Consider the following 23167-nt stretch of genomic DNA (forward strand, 5'->3'; position numbering starts at 1 on the left):
TCGGCGTCAGCGGGTGATGCGTCGACGAATTCGAGGACGTACGCGGCGTGATATCTCTTTCGAAGCATCCGACAGGACGAGTTATCGCAGCAGAACTGCTCGCAGCACAATGTTCCGAAATTCCCGATGGTTCGAGTTGGCTTCTATCCTTCGCAGCGAAGCCGTATCTTTCAGCACCCGTCGGCATTTCAGACCCGCGCGATGTCATCTTCGCCGAATATCGCCGAGTGACGAAAACCCGCCAGATCGTCCGCCGGGTTCACACGGGCACGGATGTGGTAGCTCTTCGGCTCGTCCGGTGGGTATTCGCTGTTCGAACCGGGTCCGATGGGATAGCCCAGTAGCACGGACGATGCCCGATGCGGCCGATCTCGCCCTGGCGTCTCGGCGATGAACAACTCTTGCGGTGGTAGTACGGCCAGGTCGTATACTCGAAATATGGCGGATGAATCGTCCTCCACCGAGTTTCCCGATGCGCCGGTTCTCGTGGTGCAGACCAGGGAACGCGTCTATCGGCTACGCGCCGGGGGCGCATATAATGTCGGCCGGGATCCAGAGGCCGACGTCGTCGTCACCGATCCGCGCGTATCTACCTTGCATGCCGTTCTGGAACGGGATGCGGAAGGTTGGAAAATCGAGGACGCGGGCAGTCTGAACGGAACGTTTTTCGACGGTCACCGCGTCGAGGAGATGGTGATCGACCACGACGAGACGTTCCAGCTGGGTCACGCCGTCGACGGCGAGCAGTTGGCCTGTTCCTTGGAAGGACAAGATGGGCGACCCGCCACCGAGGCCGGTGGTGAGGCCGGTGGAGACACGATGCTCGTCTCCGATCCCGGCTACGACCTCGACGACGAAGCCACGGTCACGAAGTTCCTTCCCGGTCTCCCCCGGCGAGTTTCGCCTCCGACTGTTCACCCCACCGCAGTCGTGCGGATCACCGAGCCCACGCTCCGGATCGGGCGGGCCGCCGACAACGACATCGTCACCCCCGATCTCATGGTCTCCCGCCATCACGCCGAGTTGCGCACGATCGGCGCGGGTAAGTACCAGATCGTCGACCTCGACAGCCACAACGGCACCTATGTCAACGGCTCCCGAGTCGAGACCGCGGACCTCGCCGACTTCGATTCGATCGGTTTGGGGCATACCACCTTCCGGCTGGTCGGCGACGAGCTGCGCGAGTCCGTCGACACCGGCGAGGTGTCGGTTTCGGTGCAGAACCTCACGGTGCGGACACCGGAAGGCAAAGTGCTCCTGGACGGGGTAGGGTTCCCCATCCCGCAGCGCTCGCTCGTCGGGGTCATCGGGCCGAGCGGGGCGGGCAAGTCGACGCTGCTCGGCGCGGTCACCGGATTGCGGCCCGCGACGGAAGGGACGGTCCGCTACGACGGACGCGACCTGTACACCGATTACGACGAGCTCCGGCACCGGATCGGACTGGTCCCGCAGGAGGACATCCTGCACAACCAGCTTCCGACGCGGCGCGCGCTGCTCTACGCGGCCGAGCTGCGCTTCCCCGGTGACACGGGACGCGAGGAGCGCGAGCAGCGGGTCGACGAGGTGCTCGAAGAACTGGGCCTGGCACGGCACGCGGACACCCGCATCGACAAGCTCTCGGGTGGGCAGCGCAAACGGGTGAGCGTCGCGCTCGAGTTGCTGACCAAACCGTCGCTGTTGTTCCTCGACGAACCGACCTCCGGTCTGGACCCCGGGCTGGACAAGACGGTCATGGAAATGCTGTCCGAGCTGGCACACGACGGGCGGACGGTCATCGTCGTCACACACAGCGTGGCGAACCTCGATTCGTGTGACCGTCTGCTGGTCTTGGTGCCCGGCGGCAAACTGGCCTATTACGGACCGCCCGCCGAGGGTTTGCAGCAGTTCAGGAAGCGCACCTGGGCCGAGGTCTTCCAGGCATTCGACCGCGATGAGGACCACGACTGGGCCGGTGAATTCCAGGCTTCGCCGCGCTTCGAGCAGTACGCGGCGGTCGCACCGACCGACGATGTCGGCGCGGCGGAAGTGCACGCACCCGCGCCACCGCCCGCGCCACAGTCCAAGTTCAGCCAGCTCAGTACGTTGTGCAGGCGATATCTGGCGGTGATCGCCTCGGATCGCAGCTATTTGGCACTACTCGGTGTGATGCCCGTACTGCTGGGCGGCTTGATCGCCGCGGTGCCGTCGGGCGAGGGATTCATCGGGGCGCCGGGAACCAACGTCGATGCCCCGACCAAGCTCATGGTCTTGTCCTTCGCCGCATGCTTCGTGGGCACCGGCAACTCGATTCGCGAGATCGTCAAGGAGCAGACGATCTACCGCAGAGAACGCGCCGCGGGTTTGTCGGCGGGGGTATATCTGATGTCGAAACTGCTGGTCCTCGGGGTGATCACCACCTTGCAGGCGGCGGTGCTGGTATTGGTCGGCACGATCGGCGTGAGCATGCCGCCGAAAGGGCTTTTCACCTCCGTCGAGCTGGAGCTGATCCTCGCGATGGCGCTGCTCGGCATCGCGTCGCTGGCTCTGGGCCTGCTGGTGTCGGTGGTGGTGGACACCTCGGAGAAGACACTGCCGCTGCTGATCGTGCTCTCGATGGCACAGCTGGTGCTCACCGGCGGGCTGGTGCGACTGCCCGGCACACCCGTTCTGGAGCAACTGGCCTACATCGCGCCGTCCCGCTGGGGATTCGGCGCGGGAGCCGCCACCCTCGACCTCGACACCCTCTCACCGCACACGGGCGCACCCGACCCGCTGTGGAAGCACACCCTGGGCACCTGGCTCGTCGATATGGGAGTCGTGGCCGGTCTGGGGGCCGTATTCCTCGCTCTGGCGTGGTACCGCCTGTACCAGTTGCGCCCGCGTCGCCGCGGCGCCCGCCGCCCGAGGCTTTGACGTCGCGGCCAGGAACGCCACCTAGCCGCATCACACCGTCATTCATTGGGCCATCATGTAGGTCATGAGAAGCGCAGGGACGCGACCCGCGCATGGATCGAAGTCGCCTACAGCTGGATATCGCCCAGCCTTGCCTGCGCAACCACAGTTTGCAGGCGATCAGGTGGCCGAAAACTTGTCTCGTCATCGAAGGTTCCGCACCGCAGGTTTCACGCTTACACTGAGCCGTTATATAACGGCACGTTATCCAGGTGCGCGTGAACGGCTCGTTCGCCGCCCTCGACGAATGGATATCGACATGGTGGCGGCTTCGGCGAAACCTTCCGACTGGTCTTTCGAGCGCAAGGGCACCGAGTGGGTCGCCGATGAAGAGCGCCGAGGCAAACCCAGGACCCTTTTCTGGCCGTGGGCCGGTACCAGCTGCAATGTACTCTTGGTTTCGTTCGGTCCGTACGTGACGGCGCTCGGTCTCGACTGGCATCTGGCCGCCCTGGCCGCGGCGATCGGTGCGGTCCTTTCCTTCCTGCTGCTGGCCCTGGTGTCGTTGGCCGGACAGCAGGGCGGGGCCGCGACCATGGTGGCCGGTCGGGCGGCGTTCGGATTCCATGGCAACAAGGTCCCGACCGCGATCAGTTATCTGGCGCTGGTCGGATGGGAGACCTTCTCGGCCGTCCTGGCGACGCTCGCCGCTCGCACCGTGATGCGTCGACTCGCTCCGGCGGCGGATACCAGGCCGCTGATGGTCTTCACTCTCCTCACCGTCATCGTGGTGAGCACGGTGCTCGGAATCTACGGCTGTCACGTGATTCTGCGGATCCAGAAGTGGTTCGCACTGACCTTCACCGCCCTCACCGTCGTCTACATCGCGCTGACTCTGCCCAGGATCTCGTTCGCCACCCACGGCCACGGCGGCCTGGGCACATTCGCGGGCGGAGTCCTGCTGATCGCCAGCTTGCTCGGTCTCAGCTGGGTCAACTGCGCGGCCGACTACACCAGGTATCTGCCTCGCGAGACCAGCAAACGCGCGCTGGTGGGATGGGTCACCTTCGGCGGCACCGCACCCGCGGTAGTGCTGATGGGATTCGGGACGCTACTGGCGGCGGGCGATCCGGACGTCGCGGCACTGGCCGAGACCGATCCGATCAGCGCCTTGTCGGCACATCTGCCCACTTGGTTCCTGGTGCCGTACCTGATCCTGGCGTTGGTCGGCTTCGTGTCCGGCTCCACCATCGGCCTGTACTCCTCAGGGCTCGCGCTGCAGACCTTGGGTGTGCGGATGCCTCGGCACTACACCGTGCTGATCGACGCGGTTCTGATCGCCTGCGCCGGCGGGTATGTCGTTTTCGCCGCTCCGGGCTTCTTCGCCCCGTTCCAAGCCTTTCTGACCACCACGGCGGTCGTCATGGCGGCCTGGTCCGGGATCTTCGTGGTCGACCTCTGGCAGCGCCGGCGTGTCGGATACGACCGGACAGCGCTGTTCAGTCCGGTCGGCGGCTACGGCGGGGTGAACCACGCAGGGATCGGCTGTCTCTGCGTGGCTGTGATCGTCGGGTTCGGGCTGATCACTTCCCCCGATCCACACATCGGCCCGCTTCTCGGATATCTGTTCACCCCCGCCGCCCGAGCGAGCGGCCTCGGCAGCAGCAACCTCGGCATCTTCGTCGCCCTCGTCCTTGCCGCGCTGGGATACGCGGCGCTGCATCGAGTGCGCCCGGTCGCCGAGCCGCCCCTCGGCGAGAGCCGGGAAACCGAGCCGGTCCGCGTGAGTGCGTAGACGCGACCGTCGTCGAGCCCTCATCCCTCCGGATCCAGGCCCGACCGTCGTGCGACCGCAGCGTCCCCGGCGCTGTGCGCCCGGTCGACCGAGTTGTTGCTAGCATGCTAGCTTGCTAGCATTGCTCCATGGGCGAGGAAGTGAAGCAGTTCAACGTCTATCTGCCGGTCGAGTTGATCAAGCAGGTCAAGTACCGGGCGATCGAGTCGGAGATGTCGTTGTCGGCGCTGGTCACCGACGCACTGCGCGCCTACCTCGCCGACGAGCACCCGCAGTCACCGTCTGGAGAGGATCGACAATGACGACCGAGGGCATCGAGGCCGTATTCCTGGAGACCCACAACTGGGGCAGGATGGCGAAGTTCCTGCAGGGATTGGGTTTCGCCGTGGAGTTCGAGACCGATCACCACTCCGGCCGGTTCCGCAACGGCGACGGGCCGTACGTTTTCGTCGCCGAGGTCCCGCCGACGCAGCAATCGCGCACCCAACTGGTGCTGAAGGTTCCGAGTTCGCAGGAATCTCCGGGCGACGGCGTGGAGATCGTCACCGGCTTCGAACCGACCCACTACGGCACCCAGGAGATGACTGTCCGCGACCCGGACGGGCGACTGTGGAGCCTGCAGGCGCCGGGCGGGGAGTGAGGCAATGGCACACGAGACGCTCACGCCGGACAGCACCGCCGTCCGGGTGGCACTGTGGCGTGCCCTGCACGTCCTCGACGACCCGCCCCCGCACGTGTTCGACGATCTCACCGGCCTGCGCCTGGCCGCGCCCGAGGAGGGCTGGCGGCACCGCCCGGACATGGATCCGCGGACCACCGCACCGATGCGCGCGGGCATCGTGTCCCGCGCCCGCTTCCTGGAGGATCTCCTCGCCGAGCAAGCCGAGCGCGGGGTAGATCAGTACGTCGTGCTCGGCGCGGGGCTGGACACCTTCGCCCAGCGCAGGCCCGACCTCGCCGCACGGTTCACCGTGTTCGAGGTCGATCAGCCCGGACCCCAGGCGTGGAAACGGCAGCGTCTCACCGAACTCGGCTTCGACATTCCGCCGTGGCTGCGGCTGGTACCGGTCGATTTCGAGATGGACGCGTGGTGGCGGCGGCTGACCGAGGCCGGCTTCGACCCCACTCGCCCGGCGCTGGTCGCCTCCGCCGGCGTCTCGATGTACCTCACCCGCGAGGCGAACATCGCGACGTTGCGACAACTTTCGCAGCTCGCGGCGGGTTCCACTCTGGCCACGACATTCCTGCTGCCACTCGAACTCGTCGACGCCGACGAGCAGCGACTACGCCGGTTCGCCGAAGAGGGCGCCCGCCGGTCCGGCACCCCGTTCCTCAGCTTCTTCCGGCCCGAGGAATTGGTGGAACTGGCCGAAGACGCCGGCTTCGCAGCCGCCCGCCACATCTCGTCCGCCGAGCTGACCACCCGCTACTTCGCCGACCGGACCGACGGCCTGCGGCCGGCCGAGTCGGAGCAGATCGTCATCGCGACGACTTGATCGGCACCGACCGACCCCATGAACCGCATCGGATCGGAGTTCGAGTCGGCGTTTCACAGCTCCCGATGAGTTCTCGAACTCCGATCCGACCGATCCGACGTGAACGGCGCGATGTCCCGCACCGAGCGACGGCCTCGAATTCCACCGCGCGGTTCGAGTTCGCCTGCGGGTGCTGTGATCAGCTGATCTCGACTTGCGCCCCGTCGGTGAAGCTGTGCCCCTTGGCGACACAGGTCACGCCGGCGCCTTTCGGCAGGCCCCCGATGCAGGTGACGCCCGCGTAACTGATGCGGGTGCCCTGATACACCTTCCCCTCCGGACGCTGCACGTCGGTGATCCACCGGCTGCCCGGACGACCGTGTGCGCCGGCCGATCCGAAGGTCGGATGCGCGGGAAGGAACGGGATGTCGATCGCGACATCGGAGATAGGGACGATGCCCCACAGCGTATGGCCGGGCGAAAGGTCGCAGCCCACATCACCGTTCGGATGGATGGCACAGTTGGAGGCCCCGAGCCACCCGGAGAAGTACACCGTGTCACCGACCATGAAATCCGCCGGGTCGGCCTCGATCAGGTTGGGATTGTTCACGTCCGGCGTCGCGGAGGCCACAGCGGTGCCGGTCAGCGTGACCGCCACAGCCGCGGCGGCCGTGCCGAGGAATGTACGTGTGTTCATGATCACGACCTTAGACTCGTCGTATGCGAGCGCGGATCGCGCCGATCATCATGTCGAGTTCCGCATCGCGCGTCGGCGAGCAGGGCCGAATCATTCATCTGGTGGCGAGTGCTTCGCCGCGGATCCACTGGAGCAAGGTGGGGTTGTCGACAGTGGTGACGACGCTGACGGTGGCCCGGAGGTAACGGTCGTCGTCCAGCAGGGCCAGCATGCTCGCGGCCAGGTCCGCACGGGCAGTGAACCTGCTGTCGGCGTGGCCGTCCACGATGGTGTAGTCGGTGACCGACGGCAGGTGGTAGAGGCCGCTCGGGCGCACGATCGTCCAGTCCAGACCGCTGGCGCGGACCAGCGCTTCCATCCGCCGCATGTCGTCGTACAGCGTCTTGCCCAGCACCCGCGTCACGTAGGGCAGCAGTATCCGGTTGAAGAGGAACCCCCCGTCGGAGTACGGGTGCGGCTCGACCCCGCTCGAGCTGACCACGGCCAGCCGGCGTACCCGGTGCCGATCCATCGCGGCGACCATGTTGGCCACACCACGCGAATAGGTGGTGATCGGTTCTTTCCCCGCGGGCACTCCGAGTGTCGACAGCACCGCGTCCCGCCCGGCCACTACGGCGTCGACGGCCGCCGGATCGAGCACGTCGGCACCGGCCACCTCGAGCCGATCATGCCGCAGCGGAAAGGAATCCGGCTGCCGGGTGACCGCGGTGACCCGATGACCGGCGGCCAGCGCCTGTCCGGTGAGCAGGCGGCCGGTGGGACCATTGGCTCCGAAGACCGTGATACGCATGACGACTGTCCTTTCCTGGTTTCCACACTTATTGCAAACGTCCAGGAAACTGCGGGCAGCGCGCCGAGCGTCTGCGCCACTAGTTCGTCGGCGAGCCATATACCTCCGGCCCACCTCTACTGGCTACACGTCAGCCTTTCCGAGTAACTGGACGACCACTAGACGCCTGCGACAGCGCCCAAGTAACAGGGCGGTCGTATGACGTGCGTCACCGGCAACACCCTCCGCACAGCGGCGGCGAAGGGCGATCGGCGCGTAGCCGCATAATTCCGATGACCGGGCGGGCCCCGGCATGGATCGGCGCCGCGTCCGACACAGGCTGGTCGGACAGCCCGGGTAACCCCTAGGCGCTCATCGTGTCGGCATGGACCAGGTGCAGGCCCCGAATCCACACCGGTAGTGGGGCGGATGCCGTGGGTGGCCAGTAGCTCTGTCGAGGAATGGTCGTCGACCCGGGCGAAACCGAAGGCCATCGCGGATTTCGTCTGCCGACCATGTGCTCGGCTCGGACACGACCGCCGCTTGACCCGCCGCCTACCAGGTGAGAGCATCGCTCTCTAGAAAGAGCGGTAGTCACTGGAGGTAGCTATGTTCAGCACTGTCAAGGCGCTCAATGCCGTTCTGATGTTCTTCTTGGAACTGAGCGTGCTGGCGAGTGCCGGATACTGGGGTTTCACCGCGAATGCGCAGTGGCCGATCAAGGTGGCGGCAGGCATCGGCGCGCCGGTGCTCCTGGGGGTGCTGTGGGGGCTGTTCGCAGCCGGCGGCGGGAGCAATGCCACCTTCCCGCTGCACGGCCCAGCTCGGATGCTCTTCGAACTGGCGTGGTTCGGCGCCGGTGCGGTGACGCTCTACGGCGTCACGTCCCTACCGCCGGCCGCCATCCTGTTCGCCTGCTATCTCGTCAACGGCGTCCTGCGCCTGGCATGGAACCAGGTGTAGTCCCGAAGGCCGGGCCACGGCCGAAATATCTGGTCCACTTCACAATTCGTCCGCTCCTCGATTTGGATGGTGGAACATATTCCACGAATCGCTACGAGTGGCGTGCATCACGTCGATATCGTCGCCACCAACAATTATTCGGACTTCGGGCGCAGGGGGCCAGGATGCCGGACGAGAGAATCGCCCCGACAATTTTCGATCGTCGCGATTTCCTCGCGTACGCGGCAGGTTTCGCCGCCGCCGCGAGTGTGGGGTCGGCGCCGGTGCCCACCGAGGCGCAGGCACAGCCGGCCGGACCGTTCGCCGCAATCGACGCCTTCATCTTGGACACGGTTCGCGCCGTATGCGTGATGGTGTTCCCTGGGCCGGACGAGTGGTCGCGGGTGCAGGGCACGCCGCGGCCGGGGCCGGGGCCGATCGAGGTGGGTGGCGGCGAGTTCATGGTGGAACTGTTCGATCGCTACCTGGCCATGGGTGACCAGCTGACCAGGCCGCTGGTCTCGGCGCTCGCGGCGGGATTGAACGATCTGGGCATTCCGGCACCGCTGCTGCTGGGGGTGTCTCCCGAGCAGGGCCGGACCATCGACCAGGCGCTCGGGTACGTCTACTCCGATCGGACGCTGCCGTTGTCGGTGCTGGTCGCGCTGGTACTGACCTTCGGCGCACTGCTGGTGGCGCCCGGCTCCCTGGTCGGGCCGCTCGGTTCCCCGTTCGCCCGGTTGAGCCTGCGCGACAAGTGCCGGGTGATCGAGTTGGTCGAGCGGCCGCTGCCGGAGCTGGTCTCCCTCATCGATGGCGGTCTGCCGGGGCCGTTGCGTGGCTCGGGCACCGGCTTCCTCCGGTTCGCGGGCGGAATTCTGCTGGAGGGCACGGCCTTCGGGGTGTACTCGGAGCTGGAGATGTTCGATCCGGTGACGCGCGACGTCGCGGGCCGCCCGCCGTCGTGGGACCTCACCGGTTACCGGCCGGACGGGTTGGTCGAGGGTCATCCGGATCTGATCGGCTACTACCAGGGCCGCACGGAGGTGCCGGCATATGCGTGATGTCATCGTGATCGGGGCCGGTGGCGGTGGTCCCGTGGTCGCCGCGGAGCTGGCCGGGCGCGGGCTGGACGTGCTGATGCTGGAGGCGGGGCCGCGTCATGCCGCACCGCGCGAGCAGTGGTCGCACGCGGAGAACGACGCGAACAACCCCAACGACGGCTTCTTGCGGTTCGGTCCGCAGGATCGCGGCAAACCGGCTTGGTTCCGGGAGTGGGCGAACAATCTGTTCGTATGGGAACTGTCCGGTGTCGGAGGCACCACCGCTCACTATTTCGGCAATTGCCCACGGCCGTTTCCCGGCGTCTTCCAGGGTTATTCGGGCCCGGACGCGGCCGCCTATGATCGTGCGCACGAATTTCCGTTCGGCTACGAGGAGTTCGTGCCGTATCTGGAGTGGGTGGAGACGACGCTGCCCGTGCAGACGGCGGCGATGGGGACGAAGGAGAGTCTCACGTTCCGTGGCTGCGAGAACGTCGGCCTCCCGGTGCAGACGTCGCGCACGACCACCGAGGCCTCCTTCCGGCCGCAACAGAACGCCATCCTGCAACCGGGTGGCAACGCAGGGCGCAGCGACCGCACCGATCTGCTGACCTATCCGGCCGCCACCGGCTGCACCTTCTGCGGGCATTGCTTCCAAGGCTGTTACGAGCCGGTCCACGCCCCACGCAACTTGTTCGCCAAACGCTCGACCGACAACAGCTATGTGCCGCTGGGCTTGGCGGCCGACGCGGTGCGGCCCGGCGGCAGGCCGGTCGAGCTGCGCGCCGATTCGTTCGTGCGGACCATCAACTGGGAGGAGCGCGGCGGTGCGGTGGTCGCGACGGGCGTCAGCTGGCGGGAGAACAGCAGCGGCGCGGAGTTCACCGAGGAAGCTCGGGTAGTGGTGCTGGCGGGCGGAACGACCCAGAGCCCACGACTGTGGCTCGACAGCGGACTGCCCAACCCCAACGACTGGGTGGGCCGCGGGCACACCGACCACTTTCTCGACTGGGTCATCGGCAGTTTCGACGAGTACACCGGTAACTCCAAGGGAGCCAACTCTTCGGCCCGCATCGACTTCCCCGGTCACGGCGGCATCGAGAACGTCGGCCTCACGCCGGCGATCCAGGCTTTCACGATGTGCCTGTCCGACAGCGGGATTCGGGGCGTGTACGACAACGGTCGCGGGCCGTCGGGCCCATGGGACGGGCGCGCGGGCCGCCTGATCGGCGAGGAACTGATCGAATTGCTGACCGACGGGATCGACCACCTGCTCAACTTCCTGGTTCTCACCGACGACCACGTCGAGCCCCGCAACCGGGTCACCCTGTCGCTGTTTCCCGCCGACGAGAACGGCGCGCCCGCCAAGCTCGATGTGGCACGGCGGCAGCGCAAGCCGCAGACCATCGCGAACCGGGAGTTCATGGCCGCACGCGCGGCGGAGATCATGCGGGCGGCCGGCGCCAGAAAGGTTTTCCGGATGGACTGGGCGCCACTGCTGCTGCACGTGCACTCCTCGATGCGGATGGGCGCCTCCCCCGCCAACTCGGTGCTCGACCCCGACGGGCAGGCCCGCCGGGTCCAGCGGCTGTTCATCGCGGACAATTCCGCGCTCCCCAACGCCCTCGGCGGCCCGAACCCGACCCTGTCCAGCCAGGCGCTCGCCACCCGGACCGCCGAGAAGATCTTCGGTATCTACTTCGGCGGTGACACCTGGGTCGACAAGGAGTCCCCCGTCGTCACCACCGATCCGCGCATCACGGCGCGCATGGCCCAGCTGGGGCTGTGAGACATCCGACCTAGTCGGATGGATGCGCTGTCAGACCGGGTCTGCCGTGGCACGGTTCGGCGGGCACAGACTTCCCGAGGCCGGGGCACGCAGGCGAACCAGTCGGGGAAGCGGGCGACGAGCCGGGGTTCACCGGCGACGCTGATCCGGGCGAACGACAAGTCCGCGAGGCGACTGCTCGGCCTCGACGCATATGGGTTGTGCCACAGAGCTGACCGTCAGCGTTTTGGGAGGTTTCGTAGGCGCTCCGACCGACGTTGACAGGCGGTGGGGGTCGTCTTATCTTTCATCGCGCCGACATGGAATGTGCCGGTGACACAGCTGCTCCGCTGTCGTGACGAGAGGTCGTCGATGTCGGCACAATCGTTGACGAACCACGGTCGGTTCGGCAGACATCGTGACGGTGTTCTGCGTTTCCTGAAATCCGGCATGGTGACCACCGCGCTGGTCGTCGCGGTCGCGGCGCCGAGTGCGACGGCGCAGCCGAACGGGCCGGAGCGTACCGAGACAGCGGTCGCTTCCTCATCGCCGATCACAACCGTGGCGGAATCGGTTGTGACTCTGCGAATTCCCTTGCCGGAGTCGGTCGGGCCGCATCCAGCCGCCTGCGACCGGCTGTCGTATCTGCGCTACCGGGATGCCGCGGGCCCGGCCCGCTCGGCGGACGCCGACGCCGTTCTGGTGGCGCAACCGGGGATCTTCGAAGGCGCGGGCGCGTTCGACAGCGTCGCGCGCAATACCGTTGCCGCGGCGGCGAAGCAGGGCAGGCATCTGGAGTTCTGGGCGTTGGATCGTCGCTCCAACTGCCTGGAGGACCATCTCGGCATGCGGGCCGGTCTCGCATCGCGCGACGTGCACCTCGCGATCGACTACTACTATCGCGGCGCCGATATCGACGGCCGCCACTTCGGCGGCGTGGTGCCGAACGAGCGGCTCGGGTGGCTCGGTCGGGTCGGCGTGGCGCAAACGGTGCAGGACCAATACGATCTGCTCACCGCCGAACTGCCGGATCCGGAATCGCGCAAGCGAAAGACGCTGTGCGGTGGCCATTCCCTGGGCGGAGTGCTCACCGCGTTCTTCGCCGAATGGGATTTCGGCGGTGTCGCGGGCGCCGACCAGTGCGCCGGTTATTTCGCCCTCGACTCCTCGATAGACACCTCGCTGTCCGCCCTCAACGGCATCCCCGACATCCTGGACCTCTCCGTCGGCGGCATCGGCTCCGCCGCGGCCGAGGCCGCGCTCGACGGCGGTGCGATTCCCCGCGTACTGGCCTTGCCCGCGGTCATCAATCCGGAGACGATGAACCTGCTCGGCATCGCGGGACTGGCCGCGTATCTCGCGCCCGACACCGAATCCGACCTGGCGGCTTACGTTCCCAGCAGCCTCAACCAGGAAGCCACCTACCGCGTCCTGATGTCGCGGAATGTGGCCGCCGCGGCCACCGGCTCGCCGTCGGTGCGCGACTTCCGGATCACCAATGCCGCCGCGCTCGGAGCGTTCCTCGACGCCAACTCTCAGCCGCTGGCGCTGCTGCAAGCCGGATTCGGCTTCTTCGACGGCGGCACCGTAGTGGACAAGGACTTCCCGCTTCCCGGTGACGTCGCCGCGGTACCCGCACTGCGTGGCCTCACCGGCATGTTGTTCGGCCCGGATCGCAAAGCCATCCCGGATCAGCCGAACGGCCCCCTCTACACCTGGCGCGACTACGACGACCCGGCCGTGGCCGCGGGCGCGGCGGACCGCCACGGCGTGCCGTTCACCGACGCCACCCATGAGGTCACCGACATCGCGGATCTCTCGCGCAGCCTGGCGGCGCAACCGCTGGACTTCACCGAGTGGTATTTCCCGATGAGACTCGCGTTCGACGTCTTCCAGTCGCAGGCACCCGAGCTCACGCGCCACCGCACGCACCCGGCCGGCATCTTCGCCAATCCGACGATCAACCTGATCGGCGGCGCCGGGGTCGTCGTCGCGGCCGGGGCGCGTGGTCACGGCGAGACGGTGACCGCCCCCGGCTACCACCACATCGACGTGCTCACGGCCGCCGCGAGACAATCCGGCGGGCAACCGGAGATCATCTCCACCAATCTGGCCCGCTTCGCCCTCGAACGCGTCGATCGGCCCTGATCCCCAGCGCCCTGCCGCGGAATTCAGCCCGCCGAAGGCGCGCCCTCAGGCGGACAGCATCTCGCTCGATACCCGCCACAGCCGGGCGGCGGCGTCGGGATCGAGCGCGTACGCGGCGACCCCGTTGCGGGCGCTGAGCACGCCGACCTCGGCTTCGCCGCAGTCTTCGAAGTAGCGCCCCCCGACACCATCGAGCAAGGGCGACGTCGCGACCAGAACGGATGTGGCCGCGCCCTGCTCCGGCGTCTTCCACATCATGCGCGCCCCGCCTGCGGCGGCTCGGAGCCGCGCGAGTTCCTCGTCGGACACATGGCGCTGCAGATTGGTGCGGATTCCGCCGGGCATCAGCGCGTTGACCGTGATGCCGTCTTCGGCCCATCGCCGGGTCGCTTCCACGGCGAACAGCACGTTGGCCGTCTTGGACTGCCCGTAGGCAGACCACGGATCATAGGGGCGGCGCTCGAAGTGGATGTCGTCGAAGACGACCGGTGACCGATGATGCGCACTGGAACTCACCGACACGACGCGCGCACCGCCCGCCGCGGCCAGGGCCCCGTGCAGGCCGGTGGCCAGCGCGAAGTGGCCGAGGTGGTTGGTGGCGAACTGCATCTCCCAGCCCTGCGGTGTGCGCGTCAGCGGCGCGGCCATCACACCGGCGTTGTTGATCAGCATGTGCAGCGGTCCATCCCATCCGGCCACGAACGCCGCGACGGACGCCTGATCGGACAGATCGAGCGAAGCGACCAGCACTCGCTCGTTACCGGTGGTGCCGGCGATGTCGGCCGCGGTGCGTCGCCCCGCTTCGAGGTTGCGGACGGCGAGGGTCACCTCGGCACCGGCCCCGGCCAACGCCCGCGCGGTCTCGATGCCGATTCCGGACGAGCCGCCGGTGACGATGGCCCGCCGCCCGGTGAGGTCGATCCCCGCGATCACCTCCGCGGCGGTCGATTCGGCGGTGAACGGGGTGATGATTCGGTCGGTCATGACAGGTCCCATCTCGGTAGACTCGAACCGGAGGACACTCCGGTACTCCCTGTAACCGGAGGAGCCTCCGCTTTGTTCCCGGGAGGACTCGATGACATCCACACGCCCGCTACGCGCCGACGCGCGACGCAACCGAGACCGGTTGCTCGAGGTCGCCGTGCGCGCCTTCTCCCACGAGGGACCGGAGGTCACGCTCGAAGCCATCGCCAGAGAAGCGGGCGTCGGCATCGGCACGCTGTACCGCCACTTCCCCACCCGCGAGGCGCTCATCGACGCCGCCTACCGCAACGAACTCGCTCGGCTGTGCGATTCGGTCGACGATCTCTTGACCGCCCTCCCGCCGGACCAGGCGTTGCGCACGTGGATGGACCGTTTCGTCGACTACATGACCGCCAAACGCGGGATGGGCGACGCCCTGCGCGCACTCATCGCCTCCGGTGGCAACCCGTTCTCCGAAAGTCGCGACCGCCTGACCGCCGCGGTCACCACCCTGCTCCGTGCCGGAGCGTCGGCCGGAACGCTGCGGTCGGACGTCGCACCCGACGACGTGCTCGTCGGCCTCAGCGGCGTCTCGCTCGCCACCGAGAACGCGGAACGCCGGGAACAGGCGGGCCGCCTGCTCGACCTGCTCGTCGACGGCTTACGTCCTCGCCCCTGAGCCCCGACCGCACGCGGGCAGCACCGGGTGCTCACTCCGCCACGGACGCCGACCCGCTCCCGAGCCGACGGGCCTCTCCCGCTCCCGCGTCGAATGAAGCGAGCAACACCCGCCCCTGGCGCGGATTTCTGCGACCGCCGACGCACCGCGCGCGTCGTCGCGCCCGGAGACGATCCCGTGCGCGCCCACCTCCCCCGCCTGGAATCCGCAGGCCGGGGTCACCCGCCACGTCTTCGGCACCAACCCCGGCAGCCCGGACACTGCACCGAGCCCCCGCATGGTTTTTCGCTGAAGTCGCCTATTTCGATCCGGGTGACCGTAATGCTGGCCGGGACGGGGTGAGCGTGGTTTTCTCTGAGCCGATCGTCGGGTTCGAGCGAAAGGCGCTGTGATGAATGACCGTGTTATCCCGCGATTCGTCTTCCGCGCGCCGTCGGGAATCGAACGCGCGGCATCGATTACTCTTTGACGGCTCGCGCCCCCGGACGACCGATCGCAGACAGGTACGGCCTGATCTTCGGCTGACGATGGGAATCCCGTGAATCTATGGAACTACATCCGAGGGCGGGGCGAAGTTCTTGCGTTCCTCACGTATCAACATGCCTCCTTGGCGTTCCAGACGGTCTTGGTCGGAACGATCGTCGCCGTCCTTGTCGCGGTGGCCGTATATCGGCTCCCGCTGTTGTCCGCGCTTTCGCTGACCTCAAGCCGGGTGGCCCTGACGATCCCATCGCTGGCGCTGCTGGCGATCCTGCTGGTCCCATTCGGACTGGGTGTGGTCCCGTCCTTCGTGATGCTCGCGTTCTTCGCGGCGTTGCCGGTGATCGGCAACGCGATCGTGGGTTTACGGTCGGTGCCGGCCTCGGTCGTCGAATCCGCGCGCGGGATCGGCTTTTCGCGATGGCGCATTCTGCTGACTGTCGAATTGCCGATCGCCTGGCCGGTGATCCTCACCGGCATCAGGGTGTCCACCCAGATGATCGTGGGTGTCGCCGCCATCGTCGCCTATGTCCTCGGACCGGGCCTCGGATCGCTGATCTTCAACGGCCTTTCCCGCCTCGGCGGCGCGAACGCCCTGGAGATGGCGCTGACCGGCACCATCCTCATCGTCATCATCGCGCTGGTGTTCGACGCGCTCCTCGTCCTGCTCGGACGCCTCACGATCGCAAAGGGACTGTCATGACCGACGATGTGACCAGTCAGCCCGCACCGGAGCGCAACGTCACCGGTGCGTCCATCCAGCTGGACTCGGTCGTCAAGCGCTACAAGGGCCAGCACAAGCCTGCGGTGGAGCGTCTCGACCTGGAGATCGAGGCGGGCCAGATCGTCGCGTTCGTCGGCCCGTCCGGGTGTGGCAAGACGACCACACTGAAGATGATCAACCGGCTGATCGAGCCGACCGAGGGCCGGATCTTCATCGGCGGCCGCGACGTCACCAGGGAGGACCCCGACAAGCTGCGGCAGTCGATCGGGTATGTGATCCAGTCCGGTGGCCTGTTCCCCCATTGGACGGTCGCCAAGAACGTCGGTGCCATCCCGCGGGTGCTCGGGTGGGACAAGAAGCGGATCGCCGAACGCACCGAGTACCTGCTCGATCTGGTCGGTCTCGACCCGGGCACCTTCGCCGACCGGCTGCCGAAGGACATGTCCGGCGGCCAGCAGCAGCGGGTCGGCGTCGCGCGCGCGCTCGCGGCGGACCCGCCGGTGCTGCTCATGGACGAACCCTTCGGCGCGGTCGACCCGATCACCCGGGTTCGCCTGCAGGACAGCCTGATCGCGATCCAGCACGAACTCGGTAAGACCATCGTGCTGGTCACCCACGACTTCGAGGAGGCAACCAAGCTCGGCGACAAGGTGCTCATCCTGTCCGAGGGGGGCCACGTGGAGCAGTACGCGAGCCCCGAGGAGATCCTCACCGATCCGGCCACGCCATTCGTGGAGGAGTTCGTGGGCTCCGGCGCGAAGCTGGCGTATCTGACCGTGTCCCGGGTGCGCGACGTCGCCTACGACGAGGTGATCACCGCTCGCGTCGGCGAGTCGGCGCACAGCGTGATCGAGCGCGCGAAGGCCGCCGGACACACCTGGGTCGTCGTCGTCGACGAGGCCGGACGGCCGCGGTCGTGGCCCTCGCTCGGCGAGCTGGCGACCAAACCGGAGGTCTCCGACTACCTCGATCGGCGATTGCCCGTCGTCGCGCGATCCTCGACTCTCAACGACGCGCTCGACGCCATGCTCGCCACCAGCCAGGGCGCCGCGCTCGTCACCGACGGTCGCGGCGCCGTCCTCGGCTCGCTCGGCATCGGCACGGTCACGGAGGTGATCCGGAACAAGCTCGCCGAAGGGCGCGCCGACGAGGAGGACATCTCCTACACGACCTACGTCGACGGAACCGACCCGGCGCCGACCCCGGTGGTCGCCGCCGACGACGAACCCGGATCGGCCGGGCAGTCATGAGCCGCCTGCGCCGCGTCCCGCTCGACGTGTGGTTCGAACCGATCATCATCCTCGTCATCGGCGTCGGATACGTCATCTGGTATCGCTCGACGACGTTCACGCCGACGGAGAAGGCGTCCCTCGGTTGGGCCAACCTACAGACCACGATCCTTCAGCACGTGAAGCTGACCGTCGTGGCCACGGTGATCGTGGTGGTCGTCGCGATCCCGCTGGGCATCGCGCTGACCCGGCCCGCGTTTCAGCGGCTCGAGCCCATCGCCGTCAATATCGCCAATGTCGGCCAGGCCGCACCTGCCGTCGGCCTGCTCGTCTTGTTCACCTTCTGGCTGGGCACCGGATTCCGCACGGCGATCGTCGGTCTCGTCGTGTACGCGGTGCTGCCGATCCTGCAGAACACGATCGTCGGGCTTCGGCAGGTCGATCAGCGCACGATCGAGGCATCGCGGGGCATCGGTTATTCCGCTTCGCGGACTCTGCTCCAGGTCGAGCTGCCGCTCGCGGTGCCGGTAATCCTCAACGGGGTGCGCACCGCGCTGGTGATCCTGGTCGGCACCGCGACGCTGAGCACGTTCATCGGCGCGACCAGCCTCGGCACGCTGATCACGACCGGGGTCACCCTCTTCCTGCCGAAACTGCTCGTCTCCGGCGCGGTTCTGGTCGGGCTCCTGGCCTTGCTCATCGACTGGCTCGGCAGACTTGTGGAACTGGCCGCGACGCCACGGGGTATCTCATGAAATCGCCACGAGCACTGGGGGTCACGGCGCTGTCCGCGCTCGTCGTAGCCGTGATGCTCGCCGGGTGCGGCCTGGTGAGTTCGTCGGGAACCTTCCACGACGCGCGCCTGCCGGACGGTGAGCGGCCGCTGGACGGGGCGAAGCTGGTGGTCACCTCGAAGAGTTTCACCGAGGGCGTGTTGCTGGGCAAGATCACCGCGACCTACCTGGCCGCGGCGGGTGCTGAGGTCACCGACCTGACCGGGGCGCCGGGTTCCGCCTCGTCTCGGCAGGCCCAGCTCAACGGTGACGCCGACGTGCTCTGGGAGTACACCGGCACCGGCTGGGTCAACTACCACAACCAGACCGAGACGATCTCGGACCCGAACGAACTCTGGCAGCGCGTCCACGACATCGAGAAGCGCGACCACGACCTGGAGTGGCTGCCGCCGGCCGAGTTCAACGACACCTACGCGTTCGGCGTGTCGACGCCGACCGCCGAACGCCTGAAGGTCCGGTCCCTGTCGGACGTGGCGGCGCTCCCCGTCCCCGATCGGACGTTCTGCGTCGACGACGAATTCTTCAGCCGCTCGGACGGTTTCATTCCGATGCTGCGGAAGTACGGGATCCCCTACAACGATCCGAACGGTGTGCCGTCCGGCAACGTCACACGGATGGACGCCGGTGTCGTCTACACGGCCACGGCCAAGAGCGCCCCGTGCAATTTCGGCATGATCTACACCACCGACGGCCGGGTGAAGAACCTGAATCTGGTCGTGCTCGACGACGACGAGAAGTTCTTCCTGCCCTACAGCGGCACAGCGGTCGTGCGCGGCGCGATCATCGACCGCTATCCGCAGTTACGCACTCTGCTCGGAACGATTTCCGAGCACCTCACCGACGAACTGATGCAGGACCTCAACGGCCGCGTCGACATCGATGGTGAGGATCCGGCCGACGTCGCTTACGACTGGCTGAAGAGCGAGAAGCTGATCCGGTAGAAGGCGGTCAACCTCTTTCCACTCCCAATCTATAGCGCACCGGGGGGCTTGCGGCAAGACCCGGGTCATGCCGCAGAATCGCTGGCCGTGGCCAGAACCTGCGGAAATGGGAGTAGCGAAATTCGGGACGAAAGCAGTGTCCGCGTGAACTACGCAGGATCGTCGAGCCGGAAAGAGGTGGGCTCTGTGTCGGCTCAGGGGTACGAAGACGAATTGCGGTCCGAGCGCGACTACGTGGCCGGGCTCTACACGCGGCTCGACGCCGAGCGGGCGCGGGTGAGAGGTCGCTACGCCGCGGCGTTGCGGGGAACCGGCGGGACGCCGATGGAACGTGATGTCGAGGTGCGCGCGCTGGCCAAGGAGGCGAAGCGGCTGGACGTGGCGGACAACGGGCTGTGTTTCGGCCGGTTGGACACCCTCTCGGGCGAACACTCCTACATCGGCCGGATCGGCATTTTCGACGAGGAGAACGAGTACGAACCGCTGTTGCTCGATTGGCGGGCCCCGGCCGCGCGCGCGTTCTACGTCGCCACCGCCGCCAGCCCGGAGAACATGCGCAGACGCCGCCAGTTCCATGCTCGCGGGCGCACAGTGGTCGATTTCACCGACGAGGTGCTCGGCCGCCCCGGTGGTGGCGAGCGAGGCGACGCGGCGTTGCTCGCGGCGGTCAACGCGCCGCGCGGTACCGGCATGCGCGACATCGTGGCGACGATCCAGGCCGAGCAGGACGAGATCATCCGGCTCGACCACCCCGGTGTGCTGGTGATCGAGGGTGGCCCCGGCACCGGGAAGACGGTGGTGGCGCTGCACCGCGTCGCGTACCTGCTCTACACCCAGCGGGAGCGGATGGAACGCAACGGCGTGCTCGTGGTCGGCCCCAACCCGGCGTTCCTCGATCACATCAGCCGCGTTCTTCCGTCGCTGGGTGAGACGAACGTCGTGTTCATGACCACCGGCGACCTGGTGCCCGGCCTGCGCGTCACCGCAGAGGACACCCCGGAGGCCGCCCGGCTCAAGGGCTCGCTGCAGATCCTGGACGTGCTCGCGGCAGCGGTGGCCGATCGGCAGCGGCTGCCGGAGCAGCCACTGCCGATCGAACTGACCGACGTCACGGTGCGCATCGACGCCGAGACCGCGGAGTGGGCCAGGCAGGAAGCGCGCGCGAGCGGCCAGCCGCACAACGAGGCCCGCGCGGTGTTCCGCGACATCGTCACCTGGGTGCTCACCGAACGAGCGATAGCCCGGATCGGCCGAGGCTGGCTGACCCGCGAGGAGCGCGAAGCATGGGAGAACCTGCGCGCCGACCTCATCGCCGAACTCGCGGACAACGACCAGTTCACCGCCGCACTAGACGAACTCTGGCCGATCCTGACGCCGGAAACTCTGTTGGCGCAGCTGTACGAGTCCCCGGAGCGCTTGACGGCGGCAGGCGCCGACGGGGCCCTGAGGCGCACCCACGGCGATGCCTGGACGGTATCGGACGTGCCGCTGCTCGACGAGTTGGTCGATCTGCTCGGCCGCGACAAGTCGGACGACCGCGCGGCAGAGCGGGAACAGCAGGCCGAGGCCGCGTACGCCGCCGGTGTGCTCGACCTCCTCGTCAGCCGTGAGGACCTGATGGACGACGAGGACCACCTGCTGGCCCAGGACATGCTCTACGGGCATGATCTGGCCGATCGCTTCCTCGAACGCGACACTCGCGAACTCGCCGAACGCGCCGCCGCGGACCGGGACTGGACCTACCGGCACGTCGTGGTCGACGAGGCCCAGGAGCTGTCCGAAATGGACTGGCGAGTGCTGATGCGGCGCTGCCCCGGCCGCTCCTTCACGGTGGTCGGCGACCTCGCCCAACGCCGGTCGGTCGCCGGAGCGACCTCGTGGCACACGATGCTCGAGCCGTACGTGCCCGGCCGCTGGGTCTATCGGTCGCTGTCGGTGAACTACCGCACCCCGGCCGAGATCATGTCCGTCGCCGCCGCGCTGCTCGCCGAGTTCGCGCCAGGGGTGCAACCACCGGAGTCGGTGCGCGCGTGCGGCGTCCTGCCGTGGTCCAGGCGGGTCACCGAGCACGAATCAGCCACGGCCATCGAGGATTTCGTACGCGAGGAAGCCGGTCGCGAAGGTACCAGCGTCGTGATCGGGCCGCCGGATGTGCCGGGCGCGGTGGCGGCGTCGGAGACCAAAGGCCTGGAGTACGACGCCGTCCTGGTCGTGGAACCGGAACGGATCCTCGCCGAAGGACCACGCGGAGCGGCCGAGCTCTACGTCGCTCTCACCCGCGCCACCCAGCGTCTGGGCGTCCTGCACCGGGGTCCATTGCCGCAGGCCCTGACCGGGATGGCCGAATACGGCGCGGCGGGTGGCCACAACCGCCCGAGCGGAGACCTGTCGCACTCCTACCCTTCCGGGTAGAAGACGAACAGCGTGCAGCCGGTCGTGGTCGCGGGCACATGCCACGACCCGGCCGGGGCGTGCAGAAAGGTCCCGGCCGGGTAGTCGCGTGCGCCGTCGTTGAACGTGCCCGCGACCACGTAGACCTCCTCCGGGCCGGGCTCGTGGACATCGCGGCGCGGCCACGAGGTACCCGGGTCCATCTCCAGCACGTTGGCCTGTGCTCCGGAGGGGCCTTTCCAGAGGTGACGTAGCCGGATGCCGGGGAAGAGTTCGCGAACCGGGGATTCGGTGACGGAGACGGAGGTGTAGCCCTCCTGGGCGAGGATCTCGGGATGCATGCCTCCCACGGTGCCGCGCGCGGCGACGCCCGGTAAGTGTCCGGTCAGTCATCACAGGGTATTTTTTTGCCATGCATCGTGTGGTGGCCCTGGTGCGTCCGGTGCAGTCGACGTTCGAACTCGGCTGCGCCGCAGAAGTATTCGGGACCGAGCGGGCCGGTGTGCCGCAGTACTACGAGTTCGAGGTGTGCGCGGAGACGCCGGGCCCGGTGGCGACGACGTCCGGCTACGCGCTGTCGGTGTCGCGGGGACTCTCGGCACTGGCCTCCGCGGACACCGTGCTCATCCCCGGCTGGGCGCCGGTGGACGCACCGCTGCCCGACCGCGTGCGCCGCGCGCTGCTGCGGGCGCACGCTCGTGGGGCGCGACTCGTCACGATCTGCTCCGGGGTGTTCGCGCTGGCCCGCACGGGGTTGCTGGACGGACGTTCGGCGACAACGCACTGGGCCCGCGCCGCCCAGCTGGCACGGGAGTTTCCCAAGGTTCGCGTGGAGCCGGATGTGCTCTACGTGGACCACGGCGATGTCGCTACGAGCGCCGGTGCGGGCGCGGGTATCGATCTGTGCCTGCACTTGGTCCGGCGCGACCACGGCGCCGCCCACGCCGCGCTCATCGCGCGGCACATGGTGATGCCCCCGCACCGCGAAGGCGGCCAGATACAGTACGCGCCGCCCCCACCGCCCGCCGACGCGCTGGACGGCCTCCTCGAATGGGCCGGAGCGCGTCTCGGGACACCGCTGTCGGTGGGCGATCTGGCCGCGCGTCTCAGCGTCTCGCCCCGCACACTGGCCCGGCGCTTCGCCGATCAGCTCGGTACGAGCCCTGGCGCATGGCTGCTGTCGCGCCGGGTGGCCGAGGCGCGCCTCCTGCTGGAGGAAACCGACCTGCCGGTGGAGGCGATCGCGGCACGCGTCGGCCTCACCTCGGCGGTGAATCTGCGCCGCCGCTTCCGCGCCCAGGTGGGCACCACCCCGGGCGCCTACCGGCGAGCGTTCCGAAACCCGTAGGTCACGGAAGACCCCGTCGACGCGCTCACCGCCCGGTCAGCACAGACTGGCGGGATACGAGGTCGGCGCACAGCGGATTCGGCCCGGAAAGAGTTGCGCCGGAGTGGTTC

At 67.7% G+C, this 23167-nt stretch carries 21 protein-coding genes; 16 read left to right on the forward strand and 5 right to left on the reverse strand.

Features of this window, described 5'->3' with window-relative positions:
• Positions 1-188: 188 nt before the first annotated feature.
• Entirely contained in the window at positions 189-398 is a 210-nt protein-coding gene (locus ACGF7Y_RS25140) for a hypothetical protein (protein ID WP_393237132.1), read from the reverse strand.
• Positions 399-438: 40 nt separating this feature from the next.
• On the opposite strand from ACGF7Y_RS25140, the gene ACGF7Y_RS25145 reads away from it, so the two are divergent.
• The 5 genes from ACGF7Y_RS25145 (at position 439) to ACGF7Y_RS25165 (ending at position 6162) form a co-directional block, all read left to right on the forward strand.
• Positions 439-2892, forward strand: coding sequence for an FHA domain-containing protein (locus tag ACGF7Y_RS25145; RefSeq protein ID WP_393237135.1), 2454 nt, complete (start codon positions 439-441; stop codon positions 2890-2892).
• A 298-nt stretch (positions 2893-3190) separates the two neighbouring features.
• Entirely contained in the window at positions 3191-4666 is a 1476-nt protein-coding gene (locus ACGF7Y_RS25150) for a purine-cytosine permease family protein (protein ID WP_393237138.1), read from the forward strand.
• Positions 4667-4794: 128 nt separating this feature from the next.
• The gene (locus ACGF7Y_RS25155; RefSeq protein ID WP_062970169.1) at positions 4795-4968 is read left to right on the forward strand and encodes a CopG family transcriptional regulator; all 174 of its coding nucleotides are present in this window, start codon (positions 4795-4797) and stop codon (positions 4966-4968) included.
• Complete coding sequence (locus ACGF7Y_RS25160; protein WP_393237141.1) at positions 4965-5306, forward strand: VOC family protein; 342 nt, start codon at positions 4965-4967, stop codon at positions 5304-5306. Before ACGF7Y_RS25155 ends, ACGF7Y_RS25160 begins: the two co-directional genes overlap by 4 nt.
• A gap of 4 nt (positions 5307-5310) precedes the next feature.
• On the forward strand, positions 5311-6162 hold the full coding sequence (locus ACGF7Y_RS25165; RefSeq protein WP_393237144.1) for a class I SAM-dependent methyltransferase: 852 nt from the start codon (positions 5311-5313) through the stop codon (positions 6160-6162).
• A gap of 178 nt (positions 6163-6340) precedes the next feature.
• Here ACGF7Y_RS25165 and ACGF7Y_RS25170 read toward each other — a convergent pair whose 3' ends face one another.
• Together ACGF7Y_RS25170 and ACGF7Y_RS25175 are read right to left on the reverse strand one after the other, a co-directional pair.
• Positions 6341-6838 carry a hypothetical protein gene (locus ACGF7Y_RS25170; RefSeq protein ID WP_393237147.1) on the reverse strand — a complete coding sequence of 166 codons (498 nt, stop codon included), beginning with the start codon at positions 6836-6838 and terminating at the stop codon, positions 6341-6343.
• Between the two features lie 94 nt (positions 6839-6932).
• A complete protein-coding gene (locus tag ACGF7Y_RS25175; protein WP_393237149.1) occupies positions 6933-7628 on the reverse strand; it encodes an NAD(P)-dependent oxidoreductase in 696 nt (231 codons plus the stop codon).
• 588 nt (positions 7629-8216) lie between these two features.
• Between ACGF7Y_RS25175 and ACGF7Y_RS25180 the strand changes: the two genes are divergently transcribed.
• From ACGF7Y_RS25180 to ACGF7Y_RS25195, 4 genes are all read left to right on the forward strand, one after another.
• Positions 8217-8570: a YrdB family protein gene (locus tag ACGF7Y_RS25180; protein WP_393237152.1), complete on the forward strand. Its 354-nt coding sequence runs from the start codon at positions 8217-8219 to the stop codon at positions 8568-8570.
• Positions 8571-8734: 164 nt separating this feature from the next.
• Complete coding sequence (locus ACGF7Y_RS25185) at positions 8735-9613, forward strand: hypothetical protein (protein ID WP_393237154.1); 879 nt, start codon at positions 8735-8737, stop codon at positions 9611-9613.
• A complete protein-coding gene (locus ACGF7Y_RS25190) occupies positions 9606-11381 on the forward strand; it encodes a GMC oxidoreductase (protein WP_393237157.1) in 1776 nt (591 codons plus the stop codon). Before ACGF7Y_RS25185 ends, ACGF7Y_RS25190 begins: the two co-directional genes overlap by 8 nt.
• A gap of 555 nt (positions 11382-11936) precedes the next feature.
• On the forward strand, positions 11937-13508 hold the full coding sequence (locus ACGF7Y_RS25195; protein ID WP_393237160.1) for a hypothetical protein: 1572 nt from the start codon (positions 11937-11939) through the stop codon (positions 13506-13508).
• A 45-nt stretch (positions 13509-13553) separates the two neighbouring features.
• On the opposite strand, the gene ACGF7Y_RS25200 is transcribed toward ACGF7Y_RS25195, so the two are convergent.
• Positions 13554-14492, reverse strand: coding sequence for an SDR family NAD(P)-dependent oxidoreductase (locus ACGF7Y_RS25200; RefSeq protein ID WP_393237163.1), 939 nt, complete (start codon positions 14490-14492; stop codon positions 13554-13556).
• Between the two features lie 91 nt (positions 14493-14583).
• Here ACGF7Y_RS25200 and ACGF7Y_RS25205 point away from each other — a divergent pair, with 91 nt between their 5' ends.
• From ACGF7Y_RS25205 to helR, 6 genes are all read left to right on the forward strand, one after another.
• On the forward strand, positions 14584-15150 hold the full coding sequence (locus ACGF7Y_RS25205; RefSeq protein ID WP_393237166.1) for a TetR/AcrR family transcriptional regulator: 567 nt from the start codon (positions 14584-14586) through the stop codon (positions 15148-15150).
• A gap of 538 nt (positions 15151-15688) precedes the next feature.
• On the forward strand, positions 15689-16333 hold the full coding sequence (locus ACGF7Y_RS25210; protein ID WP_393237169.1) for an ABC transporter permease: 645 nt from the start codon (positions 15689-15691) through the stop codon (positions 16331-16333).
• Positions 16330-17604 (forward strand): ATP-binding cassette domain-containing protein, encoded by a 1275-nt coding sequence (locus ACGF7Y_RS25215; protein WP_393237172.1) that lies wholly within the window; start codon positions 16330-16332, stop codon positions 17602-17604. Before ACGF7Y_RS25210 ends, ACGF7Y_RS25215 begins: the two co-directional genes overlap by 4 nt.
• Positions 17601-18338, forward strand: a complete 738-nt coding sequence (locus tag ACGF7Y_RS25220) for an ABC transporter permease (protein WP_393237175.1) — start codon at positions 17601-17603, stop codon at positions 18336-18338. Before ACGF7Y_RS25215 ends, ACGF7Y_RS25220 begins: the two co-directional genes overlap by 4 nt.
• Positions 18335-19318 carry a glycine betaine ABC transporter substrate-binding protein gene (locus ACGF7Y_RS25225; RefSeq protein ID WP_393237178.1) on the forward strand — a complete coding sequence of 328 codons (984 nt, stop codon included), beginning with the start codon at positions 18335-18337 and terminating at the stop codon, positions 19316-19318. The genes ACGF7Y_RS25220 and ACGF7Y_RS25225 overlap by 4 nt, the downstream gene beginning before the upstream one ends.
• Before the next feature lie 186 nt (positions 19319-19504).
• Positions 19505-21730 (forward strand): RNA polymerase recycling motor ATPase HelR, encoded by a 2226-nt coding sequence (helR, locus tag ACGF7Y_RS25230; RefSeq protein ID WP_393237181.1) that lies wholly within the window; start codon positions 19505-19507, stop codon positions 21728-21730.
• Here the strand turns inward: helR and ACGF7Y_RS25235 are convergent.
• Positions 21715-22050: a cupin domain-containing protein gene (locus tag ACGF7Y_RS25235; RefSeq protein ID WP_040872161.1), complete on the reverse strand. Its 336-nt coding sequence runs from the start codon at positions 22048-22050 to the stop codon at positions 21715-21717. The two genes, helR and ACGF7Y_RS25235, sit on opposite strands and share 16 nt — an antisense overlap.
• A 71-nt stretch (positions 22051-22121) precedes the next feature.
• On the opposite strand from ACGF7Y_RS25235, the gene ACGF7Y_RS25240 reads away from it, so the two are divergent.
• A complete protein-coding gene (locus ACGF7Y_RS25240) occupies positions 22122-23057 on the forward strand; it encodes a GlxA family transcriptional regulator (protein WP_393237184.1) in 936 nt (311 codons plus the stop codon).
• Positions 23058-23167 lie beyond the last annotated feature (110 nt).

The organism is Nocardia sp. NPDC047654 (genome assembly GCF_043205035.1).
GTDB lineage: Bacteria > Actinomycetota > Actinomycetes > Mycobacteriales > Mycobacteriaceae > Nocardia.